Source organism: Streptomyces sp. CA2R106, assembly GCF_037034245.1.
In the GTDB taxonomy this organism is placed as follows: domain Bacteria; phylum Actinomycetota; class Actinomycetes; order Streptomycetales; family Streptomycetaceae; genus Actinacidiphila.
The window spans coordinates 130,454-154,349 of sequence record NZ_JBAGKC010000013.1; the positions used below are offsets into that span (position 1 = coordinate 130,454).

General features: G+C 74.8%; 21 protein-coding genes. 14 read left to right on the forward strand and 7 right to left on the reverse strand.

Annotated features, from left to right (window positions below):
* Positions 1-13: 13 nt before the first annotated feature.
* The 5 genes from WA788_RS20180 to WA788_RS20200 form a co-directional block, all read right to left on the reverse strand.
* Positions 14-1,480: a chlorohydrolase family protein gene (locus tag WA788_RS20180; RefSeq protein WP_335979268.1), complete on the reverse strand. Its 1,467-nt coding sequence runs from the start codon at positions 1,478-1,480 to the stop codon at positions 14-16.
* Positions 1,477-2,748, reverse strand: a complete 1,272-nt coding sequence (locus WA788_RS20185) for an amidohydrolase (protein WP_335979269.1) — start codon at positions 2,746-2,748, stop codon at positions 1,477-1,479. The genes WA788_RS20180 and WA788_RS20185 overlap by 4 nt, the downstream gene beginning before the upstream one ends.
* Position 2,749: 1 nt before the next feature.
* The gene (locus tag WA788_RS20190; RefSeq protein ID WP_335979271.1) at positions 2,750-3,454 is read right to left on the reverse strand and encodes a GntR family transcriptional regulator; all 705 of its coding nucleotides are present in this window, start codon (positions 3,452-3,454) and stop codon (positions 2,750-2,752) included.
* The gene (locus WA788_RS20195) at positions 3,451-5,265 is read right to left on the reverse strand and encodes a 2-oxo-4-hydroxy-4-carboxy-5-ureidoimidazoline decarboxylase (protein ID WP_335979275.1); all 1,815 of its coding nucleotides are present in this window, start codon (positions 5,263-5,265) and stop codon (positions 3,451-3,453) included. Before WA788_RS20195 ends, WA788_RS20190 begins: the two co-directional genes overlap by 4 nt.
* 67 nt (positions 5,266-5,332) lie before the next feature.
* Complete coding sequence (locus WA788_RS20200; RefSeq protein WP_335979276.1) at positions 5,333-6,082, reverse strand: aspartate/glutamate racemase family protein; 750 nt, start codon at positions 6,080-6,082, stop codon at positions 5,333-5,335.
* Positions 6,083-6,362: 280 nt separating this feature from the next.
* Between WA788_RS20200 and WA788_RS20205 the strand changes: the two genes are divergently transcribed.
* From WA788_RS20205 to WA788_RS20235, 7 genes are all read left to right on the forward strand, one after another.
* On the forward strand, positions 6,363-7,964 hold the full coding sequence (locus WA788_RS20205) for an ABC transporter substrate-binding protein (protein ID WP_335979277.1): 1,602 nt from the start codon (positions 6,363-6,365) through the stop codon (positions 7,962-7,964).
* A complete protein-coding gene (locus WA788_RS20210) occupies positions 7,964-9,001 on the forward strand; it encodes an ABC transporter permease (protein WP_335979279.1) in 1,038 nt (345 codons plus the stop codon). The genes WA788_RS20205 and WA788_RS20210 overlap by 1 nt, the downstream gene beginning before the upstream one ends.
* Positions 8,998-10,014, forward strand: a complete 1,017-nt coding sequence (locus tag WA788_RS20215) for an ABC transporter permease (RefSeq protein WP_335979281.1) — start codon at positions 8,998-9,000, stop codon at positions 10,012-10,014. The genes WA788_RS20210 and WA788_RS20215 overlap by 4 nt, the downstream gene beginning before the upstream one ends.
* On the forward strand, positions 10,011-11,000 hold the full coding sequence (locus tag WA788_RS20220) for an ABC transporter ATP-binding protein (protein WP_335979283.1): 990 nt from the start codon (positions 10,011-10,013) through the stop codon (positions 10,998-11,000). Before WA788_RS20215 ends, WA788_RS20220 begins: the two co-directional genes overlap by 4 nt.
* Positions 10,997-11,788, forward strand: coding sequence for an ABC transporter ATP-binding protein (locus tag WA788_RS20225; RefSeq protein WP_335979284.1), 792 nt, complete (start codon positions 10,997-10,999; stop codon positions 11,786-11,788). Before WA788_RS20220 ends, WA788_RS20225 begins: the two co-directional genes overlap by 4 nt.
* An 89-nt stretch (positions 11,789-11,877) precedes the next feature.
* Entirely contained in the window at positions 11,878-12,975 is a 1,098-nt protein-coding gene (locus WA788_RS20230) for a sugar phosphate isomerase/epimerase family protein (RefSeq protein ID WP_335979286.1), read from the forward strand.
* Positions 12,972-13,973, forward strand: coding sequence for a sugar phosphate isomerase/epimerase family protein (locus tag WA788_RS20235; RefSeq protein WP_335979288.1), 1,002 nt, complete (start codon positions 12,972-12,974; stop codon positions 13,971-13,973). Before WA788_RS20230 ends, WA788_RS20235 begins: the two co-directional genes overlap by 4 nt.
* Before the next feature lie 225 nt (positions 13,974-14,198).
* Here the strand turns inward: WA788_RS20235 and WA788_RS20240 are convergent, their stop codons facing one another.
* Together WA788_RS20240 and WA788_RS20245 are read right to left on the reverse strand one after the other, a co-directional pair.
* Positions 14,199-14,981 carry a class I SAM-dependent methyltransferase gene (locus WA788_RS20240; RefSeq protein WP_335979290.1) on the reverse strand — a complete coding sequence of 261 codons (783 nt, stop codon included), beginning with the start codon at positions 14,979-14,981 and terminating at the stop codon, positions 14,199-14,201.
* Positions 14,982-15,075: 94 nt separating this feature from the next.
* Positions 15,076-16,050, reverse strand: coding sequence for an STM4015 family protein (locus WA788_RS20245; protein WP_335979292.1), 975 nt, complete (start codon positions 16,048-16,050; stop codon positions 15,076-15,078).
* A 302-nt stretch (positions 16,051-16,352) separates the two neighbouring features.
* Between WA788_RS20245 and WA788_RS20250 the strand changes: the two genes are divergently transcribed.
* The 7 genes from WA788_RS20250 (at position 16,353) to WA788_RS20280 (ending at position 23,804) form a co-directional block, all read left to right on the forward strand.
* Positions 16,353-18,647 carry a DNA/RNA non-specific endonuclease gene (locus tag WA788_RS20250; protein ID WP_335979294.1) on the forward strand — a complete coding sequence of 765 codons (2,295 nt, stop codon included), beginning with the start codon at positions 16,353-16,355 and terminating at the stop codon, positions 18,645-18,647.
* Positions 18,648-18,669: 22 nt separating this feature from the next.
* Positions 18,670-20,403, forward strand: coding sequence for an LppU/SCO3897 family protein (locus WA788_RS20255; RefSeq protein WP_335979296.1), 1,734 nt, complete (start codon positions 18,670-18,672; stop codon positions 20,401-20,403).
* A gap of 74 nt (positions 20,404-20,477) precedes the next feature.
* Entirely contained in the window at positions 20,478-20,942 is a 465-nt protein-coding gene (locus WA788_RS20260; protein WP_335979297.1) for a hypothetical protein, read from the forward strand.
* A gap of 813 nt (positions 20,943-21,755) precedes the next feature.
* Complete coding sequence (locus WA788_RS20265; protein WP_335979299.1) at positions 21,756-22,043, forward strand: hypothetical protein; 288 nt, start codon at positions 21,756-21,758, stop codon at positions 22,041-22,043.
* 30 nt (positions 22,044-22,073) lie between these two features.
* Positions 22,074-22,451 (forward strand): hypothetical protein, encoded by a 378-nt coding sequence (locus WA788_RS20270; protein WP_335979300.1) that lies wholly within the window; start codon positions 22,074-22,076, stop codon positions 22,449-22,451.
* 89 nt (positions 22,452-22,540) lie between these two features.
* Positions 22,541-23,290, forward strand: a complete 750-nt coding sequence (locus WA788_RS20275) for an SDR family oxidoreductase (RefSeq protein ID WP_335979302.1) — start codon at positions 22,541-22,543, stop codon at positions 23,288-23,290.
* A 49-nt stretch (positions 23,291-23,339) separates the two neighbouring features.
* Positions 23,340-23,804 (forward strand): MarR family winged helix-turn-helix transcriptional regulator, encoded by a 465-nt coding sequence (locus WA788_RS20280; protein WP_335979304.1) that lies wholly within the window; start codon positions 23,340-23,342, stop codon positions 23,802-23,804.
* Positions 23,805-23,896 lie beyond the last annotated feature (92 nt).

Sequence of the window (23,896 nt, forward strand, 5' to 3'; positions counted from 1 at the left end):
CGCGCACCGGAGTTCAGGACAGCGGGAAGCTCGGCGGGAACAGGTGCTCCGGTGAACGCCCCCGCCGGTCCCGCACCCCGTAGCCGGCCTTCATCCGCCCGAACAGCTCCTGCGCCCGCGCCCGCAGGACGGCCGCGTCCACCCCCGGCACTCGCCCGTCCCGGACGACCACGCGCCCGGCGACCATCGACAGGCGGGCGGCGCGGGCGCTGCTGTTGTACAGCAGGGTGCGGACCGGGTCGTCGAGCACCCCGTCCCGCAGGTCGTCCAGCGCGAAGGCGACCAGGTCGGCCTGTGCGCCCGGCGCGATCCGGCCCAGGTCCGCGCGCCCCAGCGCCCGCGCCCCGGCCACGGTGGCCGCCCGTACGTAGTCCGCGGGCGTGGCCGTGTCCAGCCGGCCGCTCTGCACCTTCGCGAGGTTGACCCCGAAGTCCATGCCGCGCACCAGGTCCGGCGGGAAGGAGTCGGTACCCAGCGCGATGTTCACCCCCGCCGCCCGGTAACGGGCGAAGGTCTCCATGGCCGAGCCGTAGCGGGCCGAGGTCAACGGGCAGTGGATGACACTGACCTGGTGGGCCGCCAGCCGCGCCAGGTCCCGGTCGGTGCCCGCCCCGACCGAGGAGTGCGCGTCGAGGTGGATGCCGTGCGGCACCAGCAGCCGTCCGCCCAGCAGCCCGGTCCGCGCCAGCACCGACAGCGGGTCGCCGCGCCCCTGTTCGGCCAGCCGGGCCCGCTCGCCGACGCCTTGCAGGCAGTGCAGCCGGACCTTGACGTCCAAAGTGCGCGCCGCCTCGGCGGTGGCGGTCAGCAACTCGTCCGTCACCGTCTCGATCCGGCAGGGCAGCAGGACCGGGCGCAGCAGGTCGTCGCCCCGCTCACGCAGCAGGCGCGCGAAGCGCACCGCGCCGTCGAAACCGGCCCGCCCGGCCGCCTCGTCCCACCACACCGCCGCGGTGCCGTCCGCGCGCACCACGTTGACCCCGGACCGGTAACTGGGTCCGAGATAGCAGCGCAGCCCGAGCGCGCGGGCCTCGTCCGCCATGTCCACGGCCTCGTCGTAGGTCTCGGCCCAGCCGCTGTGCGTCTCCGCGGCGATCGGCATCGCGGTGGTGACGCCGTGCAGCAGCAACTGGACGAAGGCGTACCGGCGCACGAAGGCCTTCTCCGCCCGGCTGAACACCTCCCGCGGGCCGTCCGCGGCGTACCGCTGCGACCAGTTGAGGTCCCGCGCGAGCTGGGGGTCGCCGAAGGAGTCCAGCAGGGCGTGGTCGATGTCGGCGAGCGCGTCGAGGTCGATCAGCCCCGGCATCAGCAGCGCCGCCCCCAGTTCCACGACCTCGACGCCCGGCGCCGGCGCCGCCGCCGTCCGCGGCCCGACACCCACGATCCGGCCGCCGTCCACGGCCACCTCGCCGTCACGCAGCAGCACGTGGTCCGCGCCCGCCCAGGCCAGGACGTGGTCGGCGCGCAGCCGGATCACGCGTCGACCAGCATCAGGTCCACGGCCACCACCCGGCCGCGGCGCAGCACCACCCGGCCGCGCGGCCGGTCCATCACGGCCGCCGCGGGCGCCTGCGCGTCCAGCAGCACGAAGTCCGCCGGGTCGCCCACCGCGACCCCCGGGTACGGGCCGCCGCCCGGCCGCGGCGCCGTGCCCGAGACGATGCGGGCGCCCCCGGCGGTGGCGACGGCGAGCGCGTGCTCCACCTGCGGGTCGTTGCGGAAGCCGTTGGTGAAGGCCAGCTGCCAGGTCCGGTCGAGCAGGTCGCCGTTTCCGTACGGCGACCAGTAGTCGCGCTGGCCGTCGTCGCCGAGACCGACCCGCAGGCCCGCCCCGGTGAGCTTCGTCAGCGGCAGCGTGTTCGGACCGGCCGGCGCGCAGGTGGTCACGGCGATGTCCAGCTCCGCCATCCGTTCCAGGGCCTCTTGCAGCTTCGGCTCCGGCAGGTGCGCGAGCGCGAAGGCGTGCGAGACGGTGACCTGCCCGGCCATCCCCAGGGCCGCGGTGCGCTCCATGATCTTCGCCAGGCTGAACAGGCCCAGTTCGCCCGGCTCGTGCAGATGGACGTCCACCGGCGCGCCGAACCGCTCGGCCAGTCCGAAGACGATGTCCAGGTGCCGCACCGGGTCGCCGTCCAGCGCGCAGGGGTCGATGCCGCCGACCACGTCGGCGCCCTCCTCCAGTGCCCGCGCCATCAGCTCGGGCACCCCCGGCTCGCGCAGAAGCCCCGCCTGCGGGAACGCCACGATCTGCACCTCGGCGCGGCCCGCGTGGTGCTCGCGCGCGGCGCGCACCGCCGCGAAGCGCTCCAGCCCCGCGTCGGCGTCGATCTGCGCGAACGACCGGACCCGCGTGGTGCCGTGGGCGACGAGCACGCCCAGCAGGTGCCGGGCGCGCTCCTCGATCGAGGTCTCCGCCGTACGCCAGTGGGCGCGGTCGTGCAGGACGTTGGGCCAGATGCCGCCCGGGGAGTCGTTCGGGCGCCAGGGCAGCCCGACCCGGTTGGAGTCCAGGTGGACGTGGGTGTCGCTGAAGGCGGGCAGCAGCAGCCGGCCCGCCGCGTCCAGCTCGGGCGCGTCCAGCGCGGGCGTGCCCGGTCCGGCGGGCGCGGCGGCGCCCGGGGGAGTCACGGCGGCGACGGCGCCGTCGCGGATCAGGACGTCGACGGCGTCGCCGCCCCACGGGCGGGCGCCGGTCAGAAGCAGGCTGCCGGCCCGGTGGCCGGGCCGCTGGTCGTGCTGGGTCATGTCACTTCCCGAAAGCGCTCAGGGTCGGGATGCGGCCGCGCTCGATGTGCGCGTACGCCACCGACTCGGCGGTGCGCTGGTGGCCGGAGCGGATCGCGTCGAACAGTTCGTGGTGCTCCTGGCAGGCGAGGTTCTGGTCGCGGCCGGAGGTCAGGTAGAACAGCCACACCATGCGGCTGACGACCGCGTTCATCAGCGAGGACATCAGGGCGTTGCCGGTGCTGAGCACGACCGCCTGGTGGAAGGCGGCGCTCGCCTCGGCCACGCTGAGGTCGTCGTGCCCGCCGGCGCCGTCCAGGTAGCGGTGCGAGCGGGCGAGCGCGGCCTCCATGTCGGTCGCGTCCTGGCCCTGTGCCATCCGCCGGGCGGCGAGCCCCGCGGCGGACACCTCCAGCGCCAGCCGGACGTCGAACAGGTCGTGGACGGCCTGCGTGGTCCAGGTGTCCACCACGGCGCCGCGCCGCGGCACCGTGCGGACCAGGCTGTCGGTCTCCAACTGCTGGATCGCCTCGCGCAGCGGCACCCGCGAGACCGACAGGTCCTCGGCGATCTTCTGCTCCGGCAGTCGCGACCCCTGCGGATAGGTGCCGACCAGGATGCGGCGGCGCAGCGCGGTGTAGGTCTGCGCGGCCAGCGAGGGTTCGGCGGACGACGGGCGGGCCGCGGGCGGGCCGGCAGCGGTGTCTCCGGCGGGCCGGCTGGTCATGGGGTAACCTCCGCAAGGATCAGCAGCTGGGCCAGACGATTGTCGATGATGGTGCGCAACTCCCGGCGCGCGCGGTGCAGTTCGACCTCTTCCTCGCGCCCGGAGCGGATGCGTACGTCCATCAGTACGTCCTGTGCGCCGAGCCCGGCGCTGGAGAGCACGTAGCGGAAGCCGAGGCCGCGCTCGTAGCCCGCGGCGAGTTCGGCGACGAGGCGGCGCACGGCGCCGTCGGCGTCCAGCACACCGGACTCCTCGCGCGCCGACATCCCGTCGCGCACCGCCCGCGCCTCGGCCGCCGCACCGTCCTGGTGCGGTTCGGCCCGCTCCGGCTCTGCCGCCATCGGCTTGCAGTGGGCCAGCATCGCCACCAGGTCCGCCGTCGACGCCGCCTCGACCTCCTGCCAGGCCGCGTCGACGAGTTCGGCGACGGTCGCGGAGTCCCCGGCCCGCGCCAGCACCCGCTCCCGCCAGGGCCCGTGCGGGTTCGCGGCGTGCAACGCCCAGCGCGCCGACGCCGGTTCCGGCACCTGCCGCAGGCCCGCCAGCACCGCGTCGAAGCGCGCGGCCGCCTGCTGCGGCGACAGCCACCGCGGGTAGGCGGGCACGGCCGCGACCGCGGCGTCCAGGCAGCGGCGCAGGGCCCGGGTCTCCGCGCCGGTCAGGTCGTCGTGGCCCTGCTGCGCGGCGAGCGCCCGCACCATGCCCTCGGAGCTGAGGCCGCCCCACACCCACGTCATCTCCTGCCCCATCCGGGCCGGCACCAGGCCGTGGCTGACCGGGGGGAAGGCGTCCTGCCCCTGCGTGAGGGCGGCGGCCACGTCGCCGGGCATGTGCTTGAGGTAGGCGTAGCCGCCGGTCAGCGGCTTCAGCGGCGGCAGCGGCACACCCGACTCGCGGGCCACCACCCGGGCGACGTGCTGGATGCGCTCCAGCCGCAGGCCGGTGTCCACGCCGTAGAGGGTCTCCAGCGCGAGTACCACCTCCTCCAGCGGGGCGAAGCCGCAGCGGTAGGACATGCCGTTCATGGCGACGTCCGGGTGGGCGCCCGCGGTGGCCGCGGCGATCGCGCCCGCGGTGGCGAGCCCGAACTCGTCGTGGACGTGCATCGTCAGCGGCACCTGCCGGGCCAGCCCGGCCCGGAAGCGGCGCACGAAGCGCTTCATCGCCTCGGGGGCGAGGCTGCTGGTGGAGTCCATCAGGTCAAGCCGGCGCGCGCCGAGCCGCACCGCGTGGTCGGCCATGGCCAGCATCCGGTCGAAGTCGCGCCGCCCGACCTGCGCGAAGGTGATGGTGGTGTCCAGGCCGGCCTGCCCGGCGTAGGCGAAGTACGCCTCCAGCTCGTCGAGTTGGCGCTTCTGCGCGTCGTCGTCCGGCGCCTGGAGGATGCCCGGGGCGGCGGTGGTCACGCCCGCCGCGGCGAGCATGTCGACGGTCTGCCGCATCGAGACCGGCTGGTGGTCGCGGCCGTTGCCGACGAGCGTGTCGGTGTAGACGTTGAGCCGGAACGGGAAGCCGCCCTCGACGACGGCCTCCAGCAGCGCCCAGTCCTGCGGGGCCGGGTACGTCGCCCCGGTCCAGTTGACGTTGATGCTCTCCTCGCGCACACCCAGCTCGGTCAGCGCCTCGGCGATGCGCTGGAATCCGAGCCGGGAGGTGGTGTGCCCGGCGGTGAAGAGCGTCTTGCGCAGCGTGGAGTCGATCAGCCGCAGCGGCGCGGGGAAGTCGAACTCCGCCAGTACCTGCGGGTCGAAGTTCACCGGGCTGACCGCGTGGCTGCCGGGGACATGCGGCCGGCGTTCGGGATTGAGCATTCCAACTCCAGTTCAGGCACGAAGGGCAGGAGGCGGGCAAGGGCAGGAGGCGGGCGGGGAGCGGAGGTCAGCGGGTGGGGGCCGGCGCCGTGAGCGCGGCGAGGGCAGCCGGCCAGCCGGGGCGGTGCTTGGCGGCCGGCGGCGTGTAGGGCCCGGCGGCCGTGGTGCGCTTGCCGAGGCCGACCAGCGCCTCGGCGAGCGCGACGGCCGCGGCCACCCCGTCCACGACCGGCACCCCGAGTACTGCCTCCAGGCGGGCGTCCAGCCCGCCCATCCCCGCGCAGCCCAGCACCAGCACGTCCGCGCCCTCCGCCAGCAGCCGCCGGCCCTCGACGGCGAGCGAGTCCGCGGTGCGCGCGATGTCCTCCTCCAGCGCGAGGACCCCGATGTCGCAGGCGCGCACGCCCGCGCAGCGCTCCAGCAGCCCGGCGGTCCGCAGGCTGTCGCGGACCGGCGCGACGGCCTGCGGCACCGTGGTGACCACGCCGTAGCGCGAGCCCAGCAGGCAGGCGAGCTGGGCGGCGGCCTCGGTGATGTCCACGACCGGTACGCGCAGCAACTGCCGCGCCCCTTCCCGCCCGTGCTCGCCGAATCCGGCCATCACCACGGCGTCGAACCGCTCCGCGGTGGTGCTCAGCAGGTCCAGTACGGCCGCCGCGGAGATGAAGCTGTCGTAGTAGCCCTCGGCGGACTCCACGCCCCAGGAGGGCTGGACGGCCACGACGTCCGTGCCGGGCCGGGCCGCCGCGCGCGCCACGGCCTCGATGCCCCGGGTCATGGCCGTCGAGGTGTTGCAGTTGACCACTAGCACGCGCATGGGTGTCTTCGCCTCGCTGTCGGGGGCCGTGGTGGGGGAGCCGGCGCCGGTCCGGCGCCCCGCTCCAACCCCATCTGTATACCAGAATCGCATATCCGGGAAAGGTCTCGCGGTCGGACGAGCCATGTAACACGGGTTTTACCTGATGTCGTCGGATCGCTCATACAAAACGGTATACCGTCCTGGCATTCCGGGCCGCCGTCGCGGCAGCCCGAGGGCGCACCGCGCGGCGGCGGCGCCCGCTTCGAGGACACCCGTCTCTCAGGTGAGGAGCCTTTCCATGTCAGCGTTCCTGCGGTCGCACCTCGCCCCGCCCGCCCCGGCCAGGTCCCGCCGGCTGGCCGTCACCGTCGTCGCCACCACCCTGCTGGGCGCCACCGCCTGCACCGCGGGCAGCACCGCAGGCGGCGGCTCCACCTCCGGCGCGGGCAGCAGCAGCCTCGTCTACGCCTACCGCAACGAGGTCACGACCCTGGACCCGGCGCAGTCCAGCTACGCCCAGACCGACAACGTCGACCAGCTGCTGTACGACACGCTCGTCGGCTACGACAGCAAGGGCCGGATGGTCCCGCGCCTGGCCACCGCCTCCACCTACGCCAAGGACCTGACCAGCGTCTCCATCACCCTGCGCGACGGCGTCACCTTCCACGACGGCACCCCGCTGACCGCCGCCGACGTCGCTTACAGCCTCGACCGCTACCGCGACCTGAAATCCGGGATCGCCGCCCAGATCAGCACCTACGCCTCCGCCCAGGTCACCGACGCCCACCACCTGACGCTGCGGCTGAAGAAGGCCGACCCGCTCTTCCTCGGCGCGCTCAGCCGCGTCTACATCGTCGACTCCGCCCTGGTGAAGCAGCACGCCGGCAGCGACCGCGGCCAGTCCTACCTGCTGGACCACGACGCCGGCTCCGGCCCCTACACCCTGAAGTCCGCGTCCGCCGGCACCTACACCACCACCCGCTACGCCCGCTACTGGGACTTCGAGGACGACCGCCCGCGCACCTTCACCATGCGCCGCATCGACGAGTTCGCCACCGTCCGCGACGAGTTGAAGGCCGGGACCGTCGACCTCGGCCAGGTCTCCCCGGACTCCGCCGCCGACCTGAAGAGCGCGGGCCTCCAGACGCAGGACATATCCGGCGGCCAGGCCGTCATCTACTTCAACACCTCCCACGGTCCGCTTGCCGACAAGTCCCTGCGCGAGGCGCTGCGCGCGGCCTACGACTACGCGGGCGGCCTGAAGAACATCCGCGCCGGCCGCGGCACCCTCGCCGACGGCCCGCTGCCCACCAACATGACCTGCCGCCCGAAACTGCCCGCCGTCCACCAGGACCTGGCCGCGGCGAAGAAGGACCTGGCCGCCGCCGGCCTGAAGAGCAAGACCCTCACCATGCGCTACCAGCCGGCCTTCGCCGAGCAGGCCGGCGAGGCCACCCTGCTCCAGTCCGACCTGAAGCAGATCGGCGTCACCCTCAAGCTCCAGCCGATCGCCTTCGCCGACTACCTGACCATGCTCGACGACCCGGCGAAGATCCCCGACATCATGCTGCTGACCGAGTCCGCCCCCTACCCGGACGCCGGCGTCATGGTGGCCGACACCTACTCCTCCGCCGCGACCGGCACCAACAAGGGCGCCTACCACGACGCCAAGGTCGACGCCCTGCTGAACCAGGCCGCCCGCTCCGCCGACGCCGCCACCCGCTGCGGCCTGTACGAGGACGCGCAGAAGACCATCGACGCCGACGCCGCCTCGATGCCGCTCTACACCATCGACAACACCTACGCCGGCCGCGCCGACATCGGCGGCGTCACCACCCCCGCAGCCGCCGGCGGCGTCTCCCTGCGGGACCTGACGGTCGGCGCGGGCAGGGCGAGCTGATGAGAAGGCCCGCCACCGCCACCGCGCTGTGGGCGCTGCGCCGCCTGCTGGGCGCGGCCGCGACCCTGGTCACCCTGGCCACCGTGGTCTTCCTCCTGCTCAAGCTCGTCCCCGGCGACGAGGCCCGGGTGGCCGCGGGCACCGGTGCCACCGACGCCCAGGTGGCCGCGGCCCGGCAGCGGCTGGGCCTGGACTCCCCACTGCTGGTGCAGTGGCTGCGCTACCTCGGCCGGATCGCCCGCGGTGACCTGGGCACGTCCGGTTCCACCCAGGGGCCGGTCGCCAAGGCCGTCTGGGACGTACTGCCCGGCACCGCCGAACTCGTCGTCGCCGCCCTGGTGATCAGCGTGGCCGTCGCCCTGCCGCTGGCAGCGCTGTCCGCGCTGCGCGACCGCGGCGCCGGGGACGCCGTACGCCGCGTCCTGGTCGTGGCCTGCGCGGGCCTGCCCGTCTTCTGGCTGGCCCTGATGCTCCAGTACCTGCTGGGCTCCCGGCTGGGCCTCCTGCCCATCTCCGGCTCGCTGTCCGCCTGGTACGACGTGCCGCGCGTGACCGGGTCCACCGTGCTCGACGCGCTGCTCGCCGGGAACCCCGCCGCGGCCTGGGACGCCGTCCAGCACCTGTTCCTGCCCGCCCTGGTGCTCGCCGTGCCGCAGATCGGCATGACCTACCGGGTCGCCCGCGCCGAACTGCTGCGCGTCCTGACCCGCGAGCACGTGCTGGTCGCCCGCGCCGGGGGAGTGCCGCGCGGGCGGCTGATCCGCCGGCACGTCCTGCCGCAGGCCCTCACCCCGGTGGTGATCCTGCTCGGCATCGAGTTCGGCTACCTCTTCGGCGGCGCGGTGCTGGTGGAGTCCGTCTTCGGCCGCAGCGGCCTCGGCGCCTTCCTCACCAACGCCGTCGCGCAGAAGGACACCGTCTCCGTCGAGGGCGGCGTGCTGGTCATCGGCGTGATCGTCGTCGCCACCAGCCTCGTCGTCGACCTGATCCAGATCGTCCGCGACCCGCGCGTGCGCGCCACCGCGATCGGAGCATGACCATGGCCACCCTCACCTCCGCCGCGCCCCGGCCCCGGCCCGGCCGCCGCCCCCCGCTGCGCCGCCGGCCGAAGACGGCCTGGGGCCTGCGCTCGGGCCCCAACCCGCTGCTCGACACCGCCACCGTCGCCCTCGTCGCGCTCCTGCTGCTCGTCGCCGTCGTCGGGCCGCTGCTGGCACCCGACGTGTACACCTCGCACATCGACCTCGCCCGGCACGCCCCCAACGGCGCGCACCTGCTCGGCACCGACGACCAGGGCCGCGACATCGCCTGGCGCATCGTGGCCGGTGCCCGCACCACCCTGCTGTCCTCGGTGGTCATCGTCCTGGGCTACGCGCTGCTCGGCACGCTCGTCGCCGTCGCCGCCGCGCTCGGCCCGCGCCTGGTCGACGAGGCGCTGATGCGCTTCACCGACGTCGTCCTCGCCTTCCCCGGCCTGGTCTTCGCGCTCGCGGTCACCGCCGCACTCGGCGCCGGACTCAAGTCCGCGATCGTCGCCCTCATCCTCACCGGCTGGCCGATGACCGCCCGGCTGCTGCGCGGCATCATCGCCGAGACCAGCGCCCTGCCCTACATCGAGGGCGCCCGCACCCTCGGCGTCGGGCCCGTACGGCTGATGGCCCGGCACATCCTGCCGAACTCGCTGCCCGCGGTGTGGGTGAAGTGGGCCGGCGACATCGGCAACACCGTCCTGGTCATCGGCGCCCTGTCCTTCGTGGGCGCCGGCGCCCAACCGCCCTCCGCGGAGTGGGGCGCCATGGTGAACAGCGCCAAGGGATACGTCTCCACGGCCTGGTGGACCGCGCTCTTCCCGGGGCTGGCCATCGCGGTGACCACCGCCGCCTTCGGGCTGCTCGGCGACATGCTGCACCTGCGTACCGACCCCGCGCTGCGCGCCCGCGCCGCGAGCGCCGCCGACGCCCTCACCGCGGCCGACCCGTCCGCCGACCCGTCCGCCGGCACCGGGACCACCACCGGCACCGCTGGACACGCCGAGGGGAGCCGGCCGTGACCCGCCTGCTCGATGTCAACGCCCTGCACATCACCGCCACCGGCCCCGGCGGCCGCCCCGTCCCCCTCGTCGAGGACCTCTCCTTCGGCATCGACGCGGGCGAACGCCTCGCCCTGGTCGGCGAGTCCGGCTCCGGCAAGTCCGTCACCGCCCGCGCCCTGATGCGGCTGGACGACTCCGTCACACTCACCGGCAGCGTCCGCCTCGACGGCCGCGAACTGCTCGACCTGCCCGAACGCGACCTCACCCGGCTGCGCGGCAGCCGCGTCGCCATGGTCACCCAGGACCCGCTGGCGGCCCTCAACCCCCTGATGACCGTCGGCGACCAGGTCGCCGAACCGCTGCTGGCCCGCTCCGTCCCCCGCAAGCAGGCCCGCCGCCGCGCCGCCGCCATGCTCGGCGAACTCGGCGTCCCCGACGCCGAACGCCGCGCCCGCGCCTACCCGCACGAGTTCTCCGGCGGCCTGCGCCAACGCGTCGCCCTGGCCATGGCGCTGGTCTGCCGGCCGGCCCTGCTGCTCGCCGACGAACCGACCACCGCCCTGGACGCGCGCGTCCAGCAGCAGGTGATGGAACTGCTCACCACCGTCTCGCGCGAACGCGGCCTCGCCGTGCTGCTCATCACCCACGACGTGGGCGTGGTCGCCTCCTTCGCCGACCGGGTGGAGGTCCTGTACTCCGGCCGCGTCGTGGAGTCCGCCCCCGTACGGCCGCTGCTGGAGAAACCGCGCCACCCCTACACCCGGGCCCTGCTCGGCGCGGTGCCGCGGCTGGGCGCCCACCGGCACCGCCTCACCGCGCTGCCCGGCACCCCGCCCGACCCCGCCGCGCGCCCCGGCGGCTGCGCCTTCCACCCGCGCTGCCCGCTCGCCGAGGACGCCTGCCGCACCAGCAGGCCCGTACCCCAGCCGGAGTCCGGCCCGCACCGCGCCGCCTGCCCGGTCACCGCCGACCCCGCCCGCCCGGCCCAAGGAGCACCCGCATGAGCCTGCTCGCCGTCGACGGACTGTCCAAGACCTACCGGTCCCCGGGCCGCCCGGCCCACCAGGCCCTCACCGACGTGGACCTGACGGTCGGCCAGGGCGAAGTGGTCGGCCTGGTCGGCGAGTCCGGCTCGGGCAAGTCCACGCTGCTGCGGTGCGTGATGAGGCTGGTGCAGCCCGACGCCGGGTCGCTGGCCTTCGACGGCCGCAACCTGCTGACGATGGGCCGCAACGCGCTGCGCGGCTACCGCCGCGAGGTGCAGATGGTCCACCAGGACCCCGCCGGCAGCCTCAACCCGCGGATGACCGCCCACCAACTCGTCGCCGAGGGACTGCTCGTCCACCGGCGCGAGCTGCCCGCCGCCGCCCGCCGCGAGAAGGTCGCCGAACTCCTGGAGACCGTCGGCATCAACCCCGGCCACCAGGACCGCCACCCCGCCTCCTTCTCCGGCGGGCAGCTCCAGCGGATCGCGATCGCCCGGGCGCTGGCGGTCTCGCCCCGGCTCCTGGTGTGCGACGAGCCCGTCTCCGCGCTCGACGTGTCCGTGCAGGCCCAGGTGCTCAACCTCCTGCTCGACATGCGCGAACAGCTCGGCCTGTCCCTCCTCTTCGTCTCCCACGACCTCGCCGTCGTCGACCACCTGTGCTCGCGGGTGTACGTCCTGCAAGCCGGCCGGATCGTCGAGGAGGGCCCCCGGGAGCAGATCCTCGCCGACCCCCGGCACCCCTACACCCGCCGGCTGCTCGACGCGGCCCCCGACCCCGACCGGGCGCTCGCCGCCCGCACCTGACCTGACCCCCTGCCCGCTCCTCCCCCTTCCTTCCCGGTGCTCTCCCCGGAACCCCTGGGCAGAGCCGCCCCGCGCAGAAAGGAGCCGCCATGCGGCTCGGAAGCGACGCCCTCAAGCTCCCCGAATCGGCGAAGTACACCGCCGTGCAGCAACTCGAACGCGCCGCCGAACACGGCCTGGCGGGACTGTTCTTCCGCACCCTGCTGCACCTCAGCGACACCCTCGACCCCGGCGAGCTGGCCGACGTGCGCACCCGCGCCGACGAACTGGGCCTCTACCTCGAAGCCGGCCTCGGCAAGGTCAACCCGTACAACACCGCCGAGTCGCCCGAACTGCGCGCCCTCGGCGACGGCGACACCGTCGCCGGATTCCGCCGCATGATGGAGGCGGCCGCCGCCGTCGGCATCACCGAACTGTGGGGCGAGACCGCCACCATCAAGCCGTACGAGGGCCGGTTCGCCTACGACCGGTTCCGCACCGACGTCCCCTGGAGCGACCAACTCGCCGCCACCGGCCGCTTCCTGACCACCCTCGCACCCATCGCCCGGGACCTGGGCCTCCACATCAACCTCGAGACCCACGAGGAGATCACCACCTTCGAACTCGTCCGCCTGGTCGAGACCGTCGGACCCGACACCCTCGGCATCACCTTCGACACCGCCAACGTCCTCCAGCGCGCCGAGGACCCGGTCCTGGCCGCCCGCCGCATCGCCCCCTACGTCCGCCAGACCCACATCAAGGACGCCGCCCTCTTCCGCCGCCCCGACGGACTCGCCTTCCAGATGCGGCCGGTCGGCGACGGCTGCGTGGACATCGGCGCGATCCTGCCGATCCTGTACGAGGCCAACCCCGACCTGAACCTCTCCCTCGAAGTGCGCGACTACGGCGGCGCCCCGCATCTGCCGCGCCGCGGCGCCGACCGCCGCGCGGCGATCTCCGTCTACGAACCCGAGTGGATGGCCGGCCACCCCGACCTGACCCCCGGGGAACTCGCCGCCTACTTCCTGCTGGTCCAGCGGCACGAGGAGCGCGTGGCCGCAGGAGAGGTCCCCGGACACGCCGCGTACGCCGCCGCGTCCTGGACGCTGGAGGACGCCTGGGCCTACGTCCACACTTCGCTCGACCACGTGCGGGCGGCGGCCGAGAGCCACGGCATCGCGCTGGACGCGGCGGCGACGCGGGCATGAGCGGCGACCCGCGCGGCATCGTCCTGCGCGACCTGCCCGGCGCCCCCGGCACTCTGGACGGGATGGTGGCCGCGCTGCACGCCCTCGGCCTGCGCCGCTGCCACCTGCCCGGCCCGCAGTGGGTGGACGCGGACCTGGACGGCGCCGCGCTCGACACCGCCCGGGCCGCCCTCGGCGCGGCGGACGTCACCGTGGCCGTCGGCCTCGGCGCGGTCAACACCACCCGGCCGGAGCGCGCCGGCGACGCGCTCCGGCTCGGCCACGGCGACCTCGAAGCCGGCCTGCACCGCATGGTGCGGGCCGCCGCGCGGCTGGGCGCGGAGTCCGCGCACTTCACCGTCGGCACCGAGGAGGACCGCTTCAGCACCGCACCGCCCTGGGCCGACCAGCTCGCCGCCACCGCGCCCCTGGTCCGCCGGCTCGCCGAACGCTGCGCCGACCACGGGCTCCCGCTGGTGCTGAAGACCCACGAGGAGATGACCACCTTCGAACTGGCCCGCTTCCGCGAGCAGGTCGGCCACGGCGGCCTCCTGGTCGGCTACAGCCCGGTCAACGTGCTGTGCCGGCTGGAGGACCCGGTCGCCGCGGCCGCGCGGGTCGCCGACTGGACCCACACCGTCTTCCTCGACGACGCGGACACCGCCTGGACCTCCCGCGGCCTGGAACGCCGGATGCGCCCGCTCGGCGAGGGCCGCGTGGACTGGCCCGCGGTGCTGGCCGCGCTCGCGTCGGGGCGTGCGCCCGCGCCGCCCCGACTCGTCCTGGACCTGCACCGCGCCGCCCTGGACATGCCGTTCGCCGACCCCGGCTGGATCGACCGCCACCCCGACCTCACCCCGGCCGAGTTCGCCGCCGTCGCCGCCACCGCCACCGGTGCACCCCCGGCGCCCGCCGCCGACCTCGCCCACCGGCGGACCGCGGGCCTGGCCCGGCTGGCCGCGTTACCCGGCCTCCCGCAGACGCAGCAGCCGCCGCGCGGTGCACCCGCCGGGCGGTGAGGGAAGCGCCGCAGCCGCTCGCCCCGGGATGTCCGGGCACAGGTCATGTCCTTACGGTCCTTCGCTTGTGCGGACCTGCCGCCTCGCGGCCCGCGATCCCACCGCCGGGCGGCCCGTCCGGAACCGCCGGACCGGCGGCGGGCGCCTGTCAGATCACGACGACGAGCGGCGGCGGCCCGCGCCGCACCTTCCGCCCCCACCAGGTCCGGCCCCGCCGACCAGCCGTCAGCGGCGGGTGGTGCGCCACGCGAGGGCGCGGAAGGGGAGGGCGAAGGCGTCGTCGGGCCCGATGCCGAGCTCGGCGCACAGCGCGTCGAGGGCCCGGGCGAGGTGGGCTTCGCGCTCGGCCTCGGGCAGGAGGATGACGCGGCTGTAGGTGCCGAGCAGCGCCGTGGTCTGCGCGGGGGTGCTGCGCCGGGTGGTGGTGAAGACGGCGTGCTCCAGGCCGCCGAAGGGGGAGTCCGGCGCCTCCAGCGCCGCGCGCAGCAGCTCGCCCCGGCGGGCGACGCGGCCCTCGGGGGCGGGCTGGCCGCCGTGGTCGCCGAGGCCGCTCGACCAGCGGTCCACCCAGTCGACGCTGCGGTCGATACCGTTCCAGACGATGCCCAGCCGGCCGCCGGGCCGCAGCACGCGGGCGATCTCGGGGACCGCCCGGCCGGTGTCGAACCAGTGCCACGCGGAGGCGACGATCACCCCGTCCACGCACGCGTCCGGCAGCGGGATCGACTCCGCGGTGCCGGCCCGGACGTCGGCGCCGGGCAGGCGGCCGGCGAGCACGGCGCGCATCCGGTCGTCCGGTTCGACCGCGTGCACCTGCCGGACGCGGGACGGCAGCAGCGCGGTGAGGGTGCCGGCGCCGGCGGCCAGGTCGAGGACGTCGGACGGGTGTTCCGGCAGCATCCAGTCGATCGCCTCGTCCGGCGGGGCCGGGCGCAGCCTGCCGTAGTCCTCGGCGACGAGGCCGAAGGAGGCCGCGCGGTCCGGAGTGGAGGGGGAAGGAGTGGCCATGGCGGGTGCCTCCGTCGGTTCGGACGTCCGGACGGCAGTAGATCACGGCCCCCCGGCGGCTGTGCGCAGCACCCGCGCCCCAGACCGGTAGTGGTCAGTAACTCACCGGGCCCGCGCAGATCTCGGGGTCCAGGGCGCCGTCCGCCGCGCCGGGGTCGGTGTCGACCTCGACGCCGGCCGGTTCGAGCGCCTGGTGGACGCGCCGGCGCATGGCCTCGCCGAGGAAGTTGAAGTGCAGGTCCAGCTTCTTCAGGTGGGTCAGCGGCTGCCCGTCCAGGAGTGCGGCGGCGCCGTCGTCGGTCAGGGCGCCCCACGACAGGTCGAGGACGTCGAGCCGGGGCACCAGCGGCGCGCCCGCCACCGCGGCGGCGACCTCGTCCTGCATCCGGCTGTTGCGCAGGGCCAGGTGCCGCAGCCGGGGCAGCCGCGCGCCGGACAGGATCGGCGTCAGGTCGGCCACCTCGTGGTCGGCGCCGAACTCCGCGTCGCCCAGCCACAGTTCGAGGTGCTCCAGCGCGGGCAGGCCGCTCGCCGCGATGCCGCGTACGGCCGCCGCCGGCATCCCCGCGCTCTGCACGGTCAGCCGGCGCAGCGCGGCATGGCGCAGCGCGGGGAAGTCCAGCCGGAGTTCCCGGCCCAGGCTCATGCCCCAGCCGGCCCGCACCCCGAACTCCTCCAGCGCGGGGAAGGCGGCCGGCAGCGGGGTGACGTCGGTCTGGCTGATCCGCGCGAGGTGGCACTCCTTGTCGGTGATGTCCCCGAGGAACAGTGCGCGCAGCGCGGGCAGCCGGTCGCGTACGGCCACCAGCGCGTCGATGGCCTCCGACGGGTCGGTGTCCTCCGGGTCCTCCCACGCCCCGACGACCAGCGCCCGCACCCGGCCGAGGTCGACCTCGGCGCAGAAGCGCGCGAAGTCCTCCCGCCACAGCTCCTCCGACGTCCACTTCTCCCGGCCGATCCGCCATGCCACGGCGTCCGCCGCGGGCAGTTCCCCGGCCGCGCCGGGGCCGGGGAAGGTGAGGGCGGGCAGGCCGTACAGCTCGTCGAGGTGCTGGTCCTTGGTGCGCATCCGCGCTGCTCCCGGGGGTCGGATCGGGTGGAGGTTCCGGTGGAGGTGCGGCCCGCCGCCCGCGGGCCGGTTCACGGCGTACGCGCCCAAGTGCGGTGCGCCCGGACAGCAGTTGTACCAGCCGCCACCGACGGGGCCGGGCGGCGCCCGAGCCGTTTCACCACGATTTCATCGGCCGTTCCTAGCGTTCTGGTGCGGTGGCGAACCGTCCGGCACGCGTCGTGCCGCGGTGGCGGAACCGCGGCAGGGGCCGGACGCCGGCACCGGAGAACGCCGAGGAACGACACCGAGCGGAGCCCAAGATGGGGGATCACTACTGGCGGCAGGACGCCGACGAGCCGACGTTGCCGACGTGGCGGCAGACGCCCCGCGCGGTGCCGCCGCCGCTGGGCAGGCCCGCGCAGCCGTCCCGCAGCAAGCGCCTGACGCCGCCGTCCCTGGCGCAGTCCGGCGCACAGGCCGCCACACCCGCGGCCACACCCAAGGCGCCCAGCGCGCCGGCCCCGAGGTCCGTACCGGCGGCGCCCGCCGCCTGCGCACCCACCGCCTCCGCCGGCCCGGCCGGGCACGGCCGCGGCACCTCGACGTGGAGCAGCCCGGCCGCGCAGCCGGCACCCGCACCCGCCGCTGCCGGTCCCGCCCCGGCCCCCGCTCCCGCCCCGCTCACCTCCCCGACCGCACGCGTCCGCTGGGCGGCCCTCGTGGCGGCCGGCGTCGCCGCCGCCCTGGCCGCGGGCCTGCTGACCTGGCACGGCTCCGGCACGCAACACCCGGACGGCCGGGCCCCGTTCGCGGCCGCCCTGGTGGACCTGGCCCTCCAGCCGGGCGTGGGGTACCGCCCCGCCGGAGCCGGCGCCACCTGGTCCTCCTCCCGGGCCACCGCCACCGGCGAGGCCCTCGGCGAGACCACCGTCGACGGGACCAGCGTCACCACGCTCAACGTCGGCGGCACCACCTACGTCAAGATGCCCGGCGCGCCCTCCTCCGACGCCGCCGGCACCGGCGGTGGCTCCGACCTCGCGGGCAAGTGGGTCGCGGGAGCCGCGAAGGACCCCGGGACCGGCACCGACCGCACCCCCGACGCCGGGCAGAGCCCCGCCACCCTCGCCAACCTGCTGCTGGCCGCGCTCGACAGCGACGCGACGGTCCTGCCCGGCGACCACCCGGCGACCCGGTACGTCGACGGCGTGCCCGCGATCGAGGCGACCACGCCCCAGGGCGACCTGTACGTGTCGAGCGCGAGCCCGCACCGGCTGCTGGAGTTCGTGCCGAACGGGTCCGGCGCCGAGACCGCCGGCACCGGTACGACGGATACGACCGGCACGTCCGACGCCGGCACCACCGGCCAGCAGGCCGCCCTGCGCACCCCTCTCCTGCCGAGCCCCGCGGCAGGAGCCCCCGCGGCCCCCGTGACCGCGGCCCCCACCGCCCTCTACACGCTGGCCACCGCGACCACCGCGGACGCCTTCACCGTCAGCTACCTGACGGCGGCCGAGAACAGCACCCTGCGCAAGGAGATCCGCGACGACACCGCGGAGCTGGCCGACGCCGTCGACGCCGGGGTCTCGGCGAAGGTGGTCGACCAGCCGGAGCTGGCCTGCTCCGACGCCGGCTGCGACGTGGACATCCACATCACCTCCATCACCCCCACCAGCGAGGCCAGGCGGCGCATCACCAGCGGCCGGGTGACCGTCCAGCTGTCGGCCACCGTCACGGTCGACGGTGAAGCGGCCGGCAGCTGCACCGCCACCGCTCAGATGCCGTTGGACAGCGCCGGCGAGATCTCCTGCCACGACTCCGGCGCCGGGCCCGTCTACGCGACGCAGGAAGCGCAGAAGAAGCAGCAGGCGCAGGCGGAGGCCCAGGCGACCGGCGCCCCCGTCCCGTACGACGTCCACTCCCTCGCCGACGCCACCACCCAGGTGCTGGCGCAGGTGGACACCGCCGCGCTGGAGCAGACGCAGCAGGAGGAGCAGCAGCTCGACGCCGCGCCCTCCCCGGCCGACGTGGCCGCACACGAGGCCCTGACCGACGACGACCCCGACGAGGCCGAGGACTGCACCCGCTCCCGCCCGTCCGGCGCGAAGCCCAACGGCGCCGGCTGGATTCTCAACACCACCGGGCACGCCGGGCGCAGCGAGACCGGCCAGGCCTGCCTGAAGGACCCGCCCAGCAACAGCAGCAAGGAGAAGAAGGCCAACCCGTTCGGCTGGTACGAGGCCCGCCTCGCGGTGCGCCGGCTCGGCCTGAACCCCGACGAGGACCTCGCACGCTGCCACATCGTGGCGGCGCGGTTCGGCGGCTCCAACAAGCTGAAGGCGAACCTCAGCCCCTGCGGCCAGCGGGTGAGCAACAACGGCGCGCTCGGCATGTCGGGCTTCGAGAGCGAGGTCGCCGGCGTCCTCGCCCGGCAGCCGGACGGCACCGTCCGCTACCTCGTCGAGCCGATCTACGCGGCGCCCGACAGCAGCATCCCCAAGGGCTTCGTGATGGTCGCCGTCTGCTACACCCCGGCCGGAGTGCCCCGCGAGGCCATCTCCCGCACCGTCCTCAACGTGGTCGAGGCCGGCGGCGGCCTGACCGACATCGGCAACTGAACCCGGGGAGGGACACACCGCGATGAGCGAGGAGCGCAAGCCCGCCGTCGACCACGGCACCCTCGTCCTGGGCGAGCGGCTGGGCACCGGCGGCCAGGGCACCGTGTACGAGGTCCCCGGCCGGAGGATCAACAAGCACGCCCCGGACGGCGGTTGGGACGTGGTGTACAAGGAGTACGCCGCGGCCGTGCTGCCCGACCTGGACGCCGACGCGCTGGCGGCGCAGGTCGGCCTGCTGCGCGAGCTGTCCGGCGCCGACGCGCGGTGGCTGTGCGGCAAGGCGGCCTGGCCCGCCGCGGTCGTCGAACGCGACGGCCGCGCCCGCGGGTTCCTGATGCGCGCCGTGCCCGACCGCTTCCGCTTCGCCTACCGGGGCATGGCCGGCGCCGCCGCGGGCGGCTCGCGCCTGGCGAACCTGGAGTACCTGCTCAACGACGACGGCTACGTGGCCCGGATCGGCCTGACCATCAGCGAGCGGGACCGGCTGCTGCTCCTGGCCGACCTGGCCGCCACCCTGGACCGGCTGCACCGGATCGGCATCACCGTCGGCGACCTCTCGCCGAAGAACCTGCTGTTCACCACCGACCCGCGGCCTGAGTGCTTCCTCATCGACTGCGACGCCATGCGCCTGCGCGGCGCCACCGTGCTGCCGCAGGCCGAGACCCCCGACTGGCAGGTCCCCGCCGGGGAGGAGAAGGCCACCCGGACCAGCGACGTGCACAAGCTGGCGCTGCTGGCCGTCCGGCTCTTCGCCCGCCACCAGACCGCCCGCGACCCCGCCGTGCTCACCGCGGTCAGCCCCGCGCTGGCCGAACTCGCCCGCGCCGGGCTCGACCCCGACCCGGCCCGGCGGCCCAGCCCGGGCGCGTGGGCCGAGCAACTCACCGCAACCGCCGCCACCGCGTCGACCACCCCCGCCACCGCCCCGTCCTCCGGCGCCGCCACGCCGAACCGGCCGCGCGACCCGGCCGTGCAGCCGCCGGCGGTCCCGGCGGCAGGCACCGGACGGCCGCCCGGTGCCGTCTCCGGCGGCAACGCGACGGTCCAGCGGTGGCTGGTGGCCATCGCCGCGTGCGTGGCGCTCGTCGTGCTGATCGCAGTCGCGGCCGCGCACAGCGGCTCCCACAGCACGACCGACACCGCCCGGACCACCGTCACCACCAGCGACGACAGCTCGTACGGCGACGACGGCTCCTACGACGGCAGCGACGCGTACGACAGCAGCGACAGCAGTGACAGCGGGGGAGCGGACCCCACCGACACCGTCCCCCCGCTCAGCGCCGAGGACGAGGCGTTCGGCGCCGTCACCGCCGACGACTGCCTGAGCAACTACAACGACGAGGACTTGGACTGGACCCCGTCCACTCCGGAGACAACCGACTGCTCCGACCCCGGCGCCTACTACGTCGTCACCTCCGTCGCGTCCGACGACTGCGGCGACGACGATGACATGACCTGGTACCACAGCAACGACGACGACACCGACACCGATCTCTGCCTGAACCGCAACTACGTGACCGGGCAGTGCATGTACGCCGAGAAGAAAGACGACTCGCTGTCGATCTACTTCAACGCCGCCACCCCCTGCAACGCGGACATCCCCGACGACTACCAGTACATCGTCCGCCTCACCGACGTCTACGACGGCGCGGTCCCCGGCGGCGCCTGCACCGACTCCCACACCTGGCAGACCGACAACGGCACCAGCATCTGCGGCCAGGCGATCTACAAGCGCCACGGCCTCCCCGACATGTAGCAGCCACCTGTCCCGACCGCGGAGAAGAGAGCGCCATGACGGCTTCGACCCAGTGCCCCGGATGCGGCCGGGGCGTGACCAGCACGAGCACATGGGCCACGCACTGCGACGCCTGCGGCGCGCCACCGCCCACCATGGCCCTGACGGCGGGCGCGGCCCCGGCGGCGGGCGCGAGCACCGCCGCCTCCGGTGGGCCGTCCACCTGGAACGGCGGTACGCCCGGCCCCGCCGGTCCCGCGCCCCGCTGGGGCGGCGGCCACGACATCACCCGCTACCTGTGCGCCGCCGCCTACCTGGACCGCGCATACGCCGAGACGCTCATCGGGCAGGTCGCCGCCGAACCCCACCTGGGCGTGGCCCCGGCCCCGGCCTGCGACGTCCCCGTGGTGCTCCGCCACGCCTACCTCGCCAACGCCCGGCGCCACCAGCGCGACCTGCTGCTCACCGCCCTGCTCGCGCTCACCCTCGCCGGCCTCCTCGGCATCCTGCCCCCTGGACCACCCCGCTCGCGCTACTCGGCGCCTGGTCCACCGCGCTGACCTTCGAGTTCTCCACCCGCTACGGCAGCCACCTCCAGAGCCTGCGCCCGAACCGCTTCCACCCCGCGGCCGCGCCCGAGCCGCCCAACCCCGGCAGCACCGCCCGCCTGCGCCAGATCGACGCGTACGCGCGCGGGAACATCACCGCCTACAGCGGCTACTCGCCCTACACCGGGTACGGCACCCGGCTGGAGTCCTGGTCCCTGATGTTCGACATCACCGCCCCGGCCGCGGCCGGCAGCGCCCCGCAGGACGTCGACGTGGTGGAGCTGTACACCCATGTCGCCCAGCGATTACGCACCCTCGCCCTGCCCGCCCTGGAGATCGAGGAGCGGCTCTTCGTCGCCGGGGACCACCTCATCGGCGACCCCCGCTTCCTCGCCGACCCGCTCGGCCGGCCGCTGACCACGATCGGCCAGGACGCGATGGACGCGCTCAAGCGCCACCCGGAGGAGAACGCCCGGCCGTATCTCGCGGCCCACTCCACGGCGTGGGACGGCGAACTGGTCACCTCGCTCTTCCTGCGCTTCGTCCGCTCCCGGTCCAACCTGAGCGTGGAAGGGTTCCAGACGGTACTGCTGCCGCTGGCGGAGCGCTACCGCGTGATCGACGGCCTCCTGCCCAGCCCGTCGCCGGGCGACGTGGTGGAAGTGCTGACGCAGTCGCTGGTGAGCACGCCGTTCCTGATACTGCTGGCCCCGGTGCGCGCGGTGCGCGGCTTCTCCCCGGACCGCTGGATCAGCTGGCGGACGCGACGGCAGAACAAGCGCATCACCGCACTGAACCGCTTCGACTACGGGGCCCGGGTCGGGGGTGCGGGAGGCGGCCGCGGTACCGCGCCACCAGCGGCACTTCCAGAAGGCGGACGCCACGATGGCGCTCAAGGCGATGGAGAAGCGGGCCCTGGACGCGCTCGTGGAGTTCGCCGAGGCCCGGGGGATCGACGGCAGCGAACTGGTGCAGCGCCAGGAAGTCATCGTCAACAACGGCATCATCGCGACCCAGGGCGCGTCCGTCTCGTCCAACTCCGTCGCCTCGGGACCGAAGTCGAGGATCTCGCTGCGCCCGCTCAACCGTATTCCCCTGGTGAACACGAACTGACGCCCGCAGCAGGGCAGACAGGAGGGCACCATGCAGCACAACAACGGCATCCAGGCGAGCGGCGGCGCCAACGTGGCCGGCAACGCCGTCGCCAGCGGCCTCGACGCCAGGGCCGAGGTCACCCTCACCGACAGCGAAGTGCACCAGACGGCGCCGCGGCCGCCCGGCACACCGGAGGAGATCTCCGCACTGCTCGGCCGCCTGGTCGACGAACTCGCCCGGTCCGGGCGCCCCGACCGCGACGACCTGATCGACCTCGCCGAGGCCGCCCGCGACACCCTCGCCGCGCCCGCGCCCCGGCTGAGCACGCTCCGCGCACTTTCCCGCGCCCTCGCCGACGCGCTCCCGGGCGCCACCGCCCTGGCCACGTTGGCCACCACCATCGCCGACGCGATCCGCCGCCTGTGACCTGGCGCCGGCGGCGGGCCAGATTTGGTTGACGTGTCACCCACCTCTGCTTAGGGTTGGTGGGACCTGAACAGACAAGGGAGTGCGTCATGGGACAGCTGGACGGCAAGACGGTCGTGGTCACCGGCGGCACCACCGGCATCGGGCTGGCCACCGCGGAGCGCTTCAGCCGGGAGGGCGCGCACGTGTACGTCACCGGGCGGCGCAAGGACGTCCTGGACCGGGCGGCCGCGCAGATCGGCGGGAAGGTGACGGCCGTGCGCGCCGACAGCGCCGACCTCGCGGACCTAGACCGCCTCTACGCCACCGTCGCCGAGGCCGGGGACCGTATCGACGTGCTGTTCGCCAACGCCGGCGGCGGCGAGTTCGCCAGGCTGGAGGAGGTCACCGAGGAGCACTTCGACGCGACCTTCGCCACCAACGTGAAGGGCACCCTCTTCACCGTGCAGAAGGCCCTGCCGCTGCTGGCCGACGGCGCCTCGGTGATCCTCACCGGCTCCGCCGCCGCCACGGTCGGCGGCGAGGCGTTCGGCGTCTACGCCGCCTCCAAGGCCGCGATCCGCTCCTTCGCCCGGACCTGGGCGAACGAACTGCGCGGCCGCGGTATCCGCGTCAACACCGTCGTCCCCGGCCCGATCACCACGCCCGGCGTCAACGGCCTCGCCCCCGACGAGGAGCAGGCCGCCCAGCTGCGCGAGGCGCTGGCCGCCGGGGTGCCGCTGGGCCGCATGGGCCGGCCCGAGGAGGTCGCGAGCCTCGCGCTCTTCCTCGCCACCGCCGAGTCGAGCTTCGTCACCGGCACCGAGATGTACGTCGACGGCGGCGCCAACCAGGTCTGACGCCCGCCGGCGGCCACCGGTGGCACCGCGTTTCTCGTACGATGCGTCCATGGACACCGCACCCCGCTGGCTCACCCCGGTCGAGGAACGGGCCTGGCGCGGCATGCTGCGCATGCACGACCTGCTGGTGGGCGAGGCCGGGCGGGTCATGCAGAGCGAGTTCGGGCTGTCCGGGTCGGACTACTCCGTCCTCGCGGAGCTCAGCCGCGTGCCCGGCGGCCGGCTGCGCATCGCCGAACTCACCAAGGTGCTCGGCTGGGAGAAGAGCCGGACCTCCCACCACCTCGGCCGCATGGCCAAGCGCGGCATCCTCGCCCGCGAGGACTGCGCCGAGGACGGCCGGGGCGCCTACGTCGCGATCACCCCGGCCGGGCGCGCCGCGATCGAGGCCGCGGCCCCCCGCCATGTCGAGGACGTCCGGCGCCTGCTGCTGGACCACCTGACGCCCGGCCAGGTCACGATGCTCGCCGAGATCTGCGAGACGGTCATCGACCAGGCCGGCACCGACCGCTGAAGCCCCGCCCCGACCGGGGCGCCGAACCGCGGCTCGGACCGTGCCGCACCCCGCCCATATGGGTGACGCGTCATCCAAACGGGTCGCCCGCG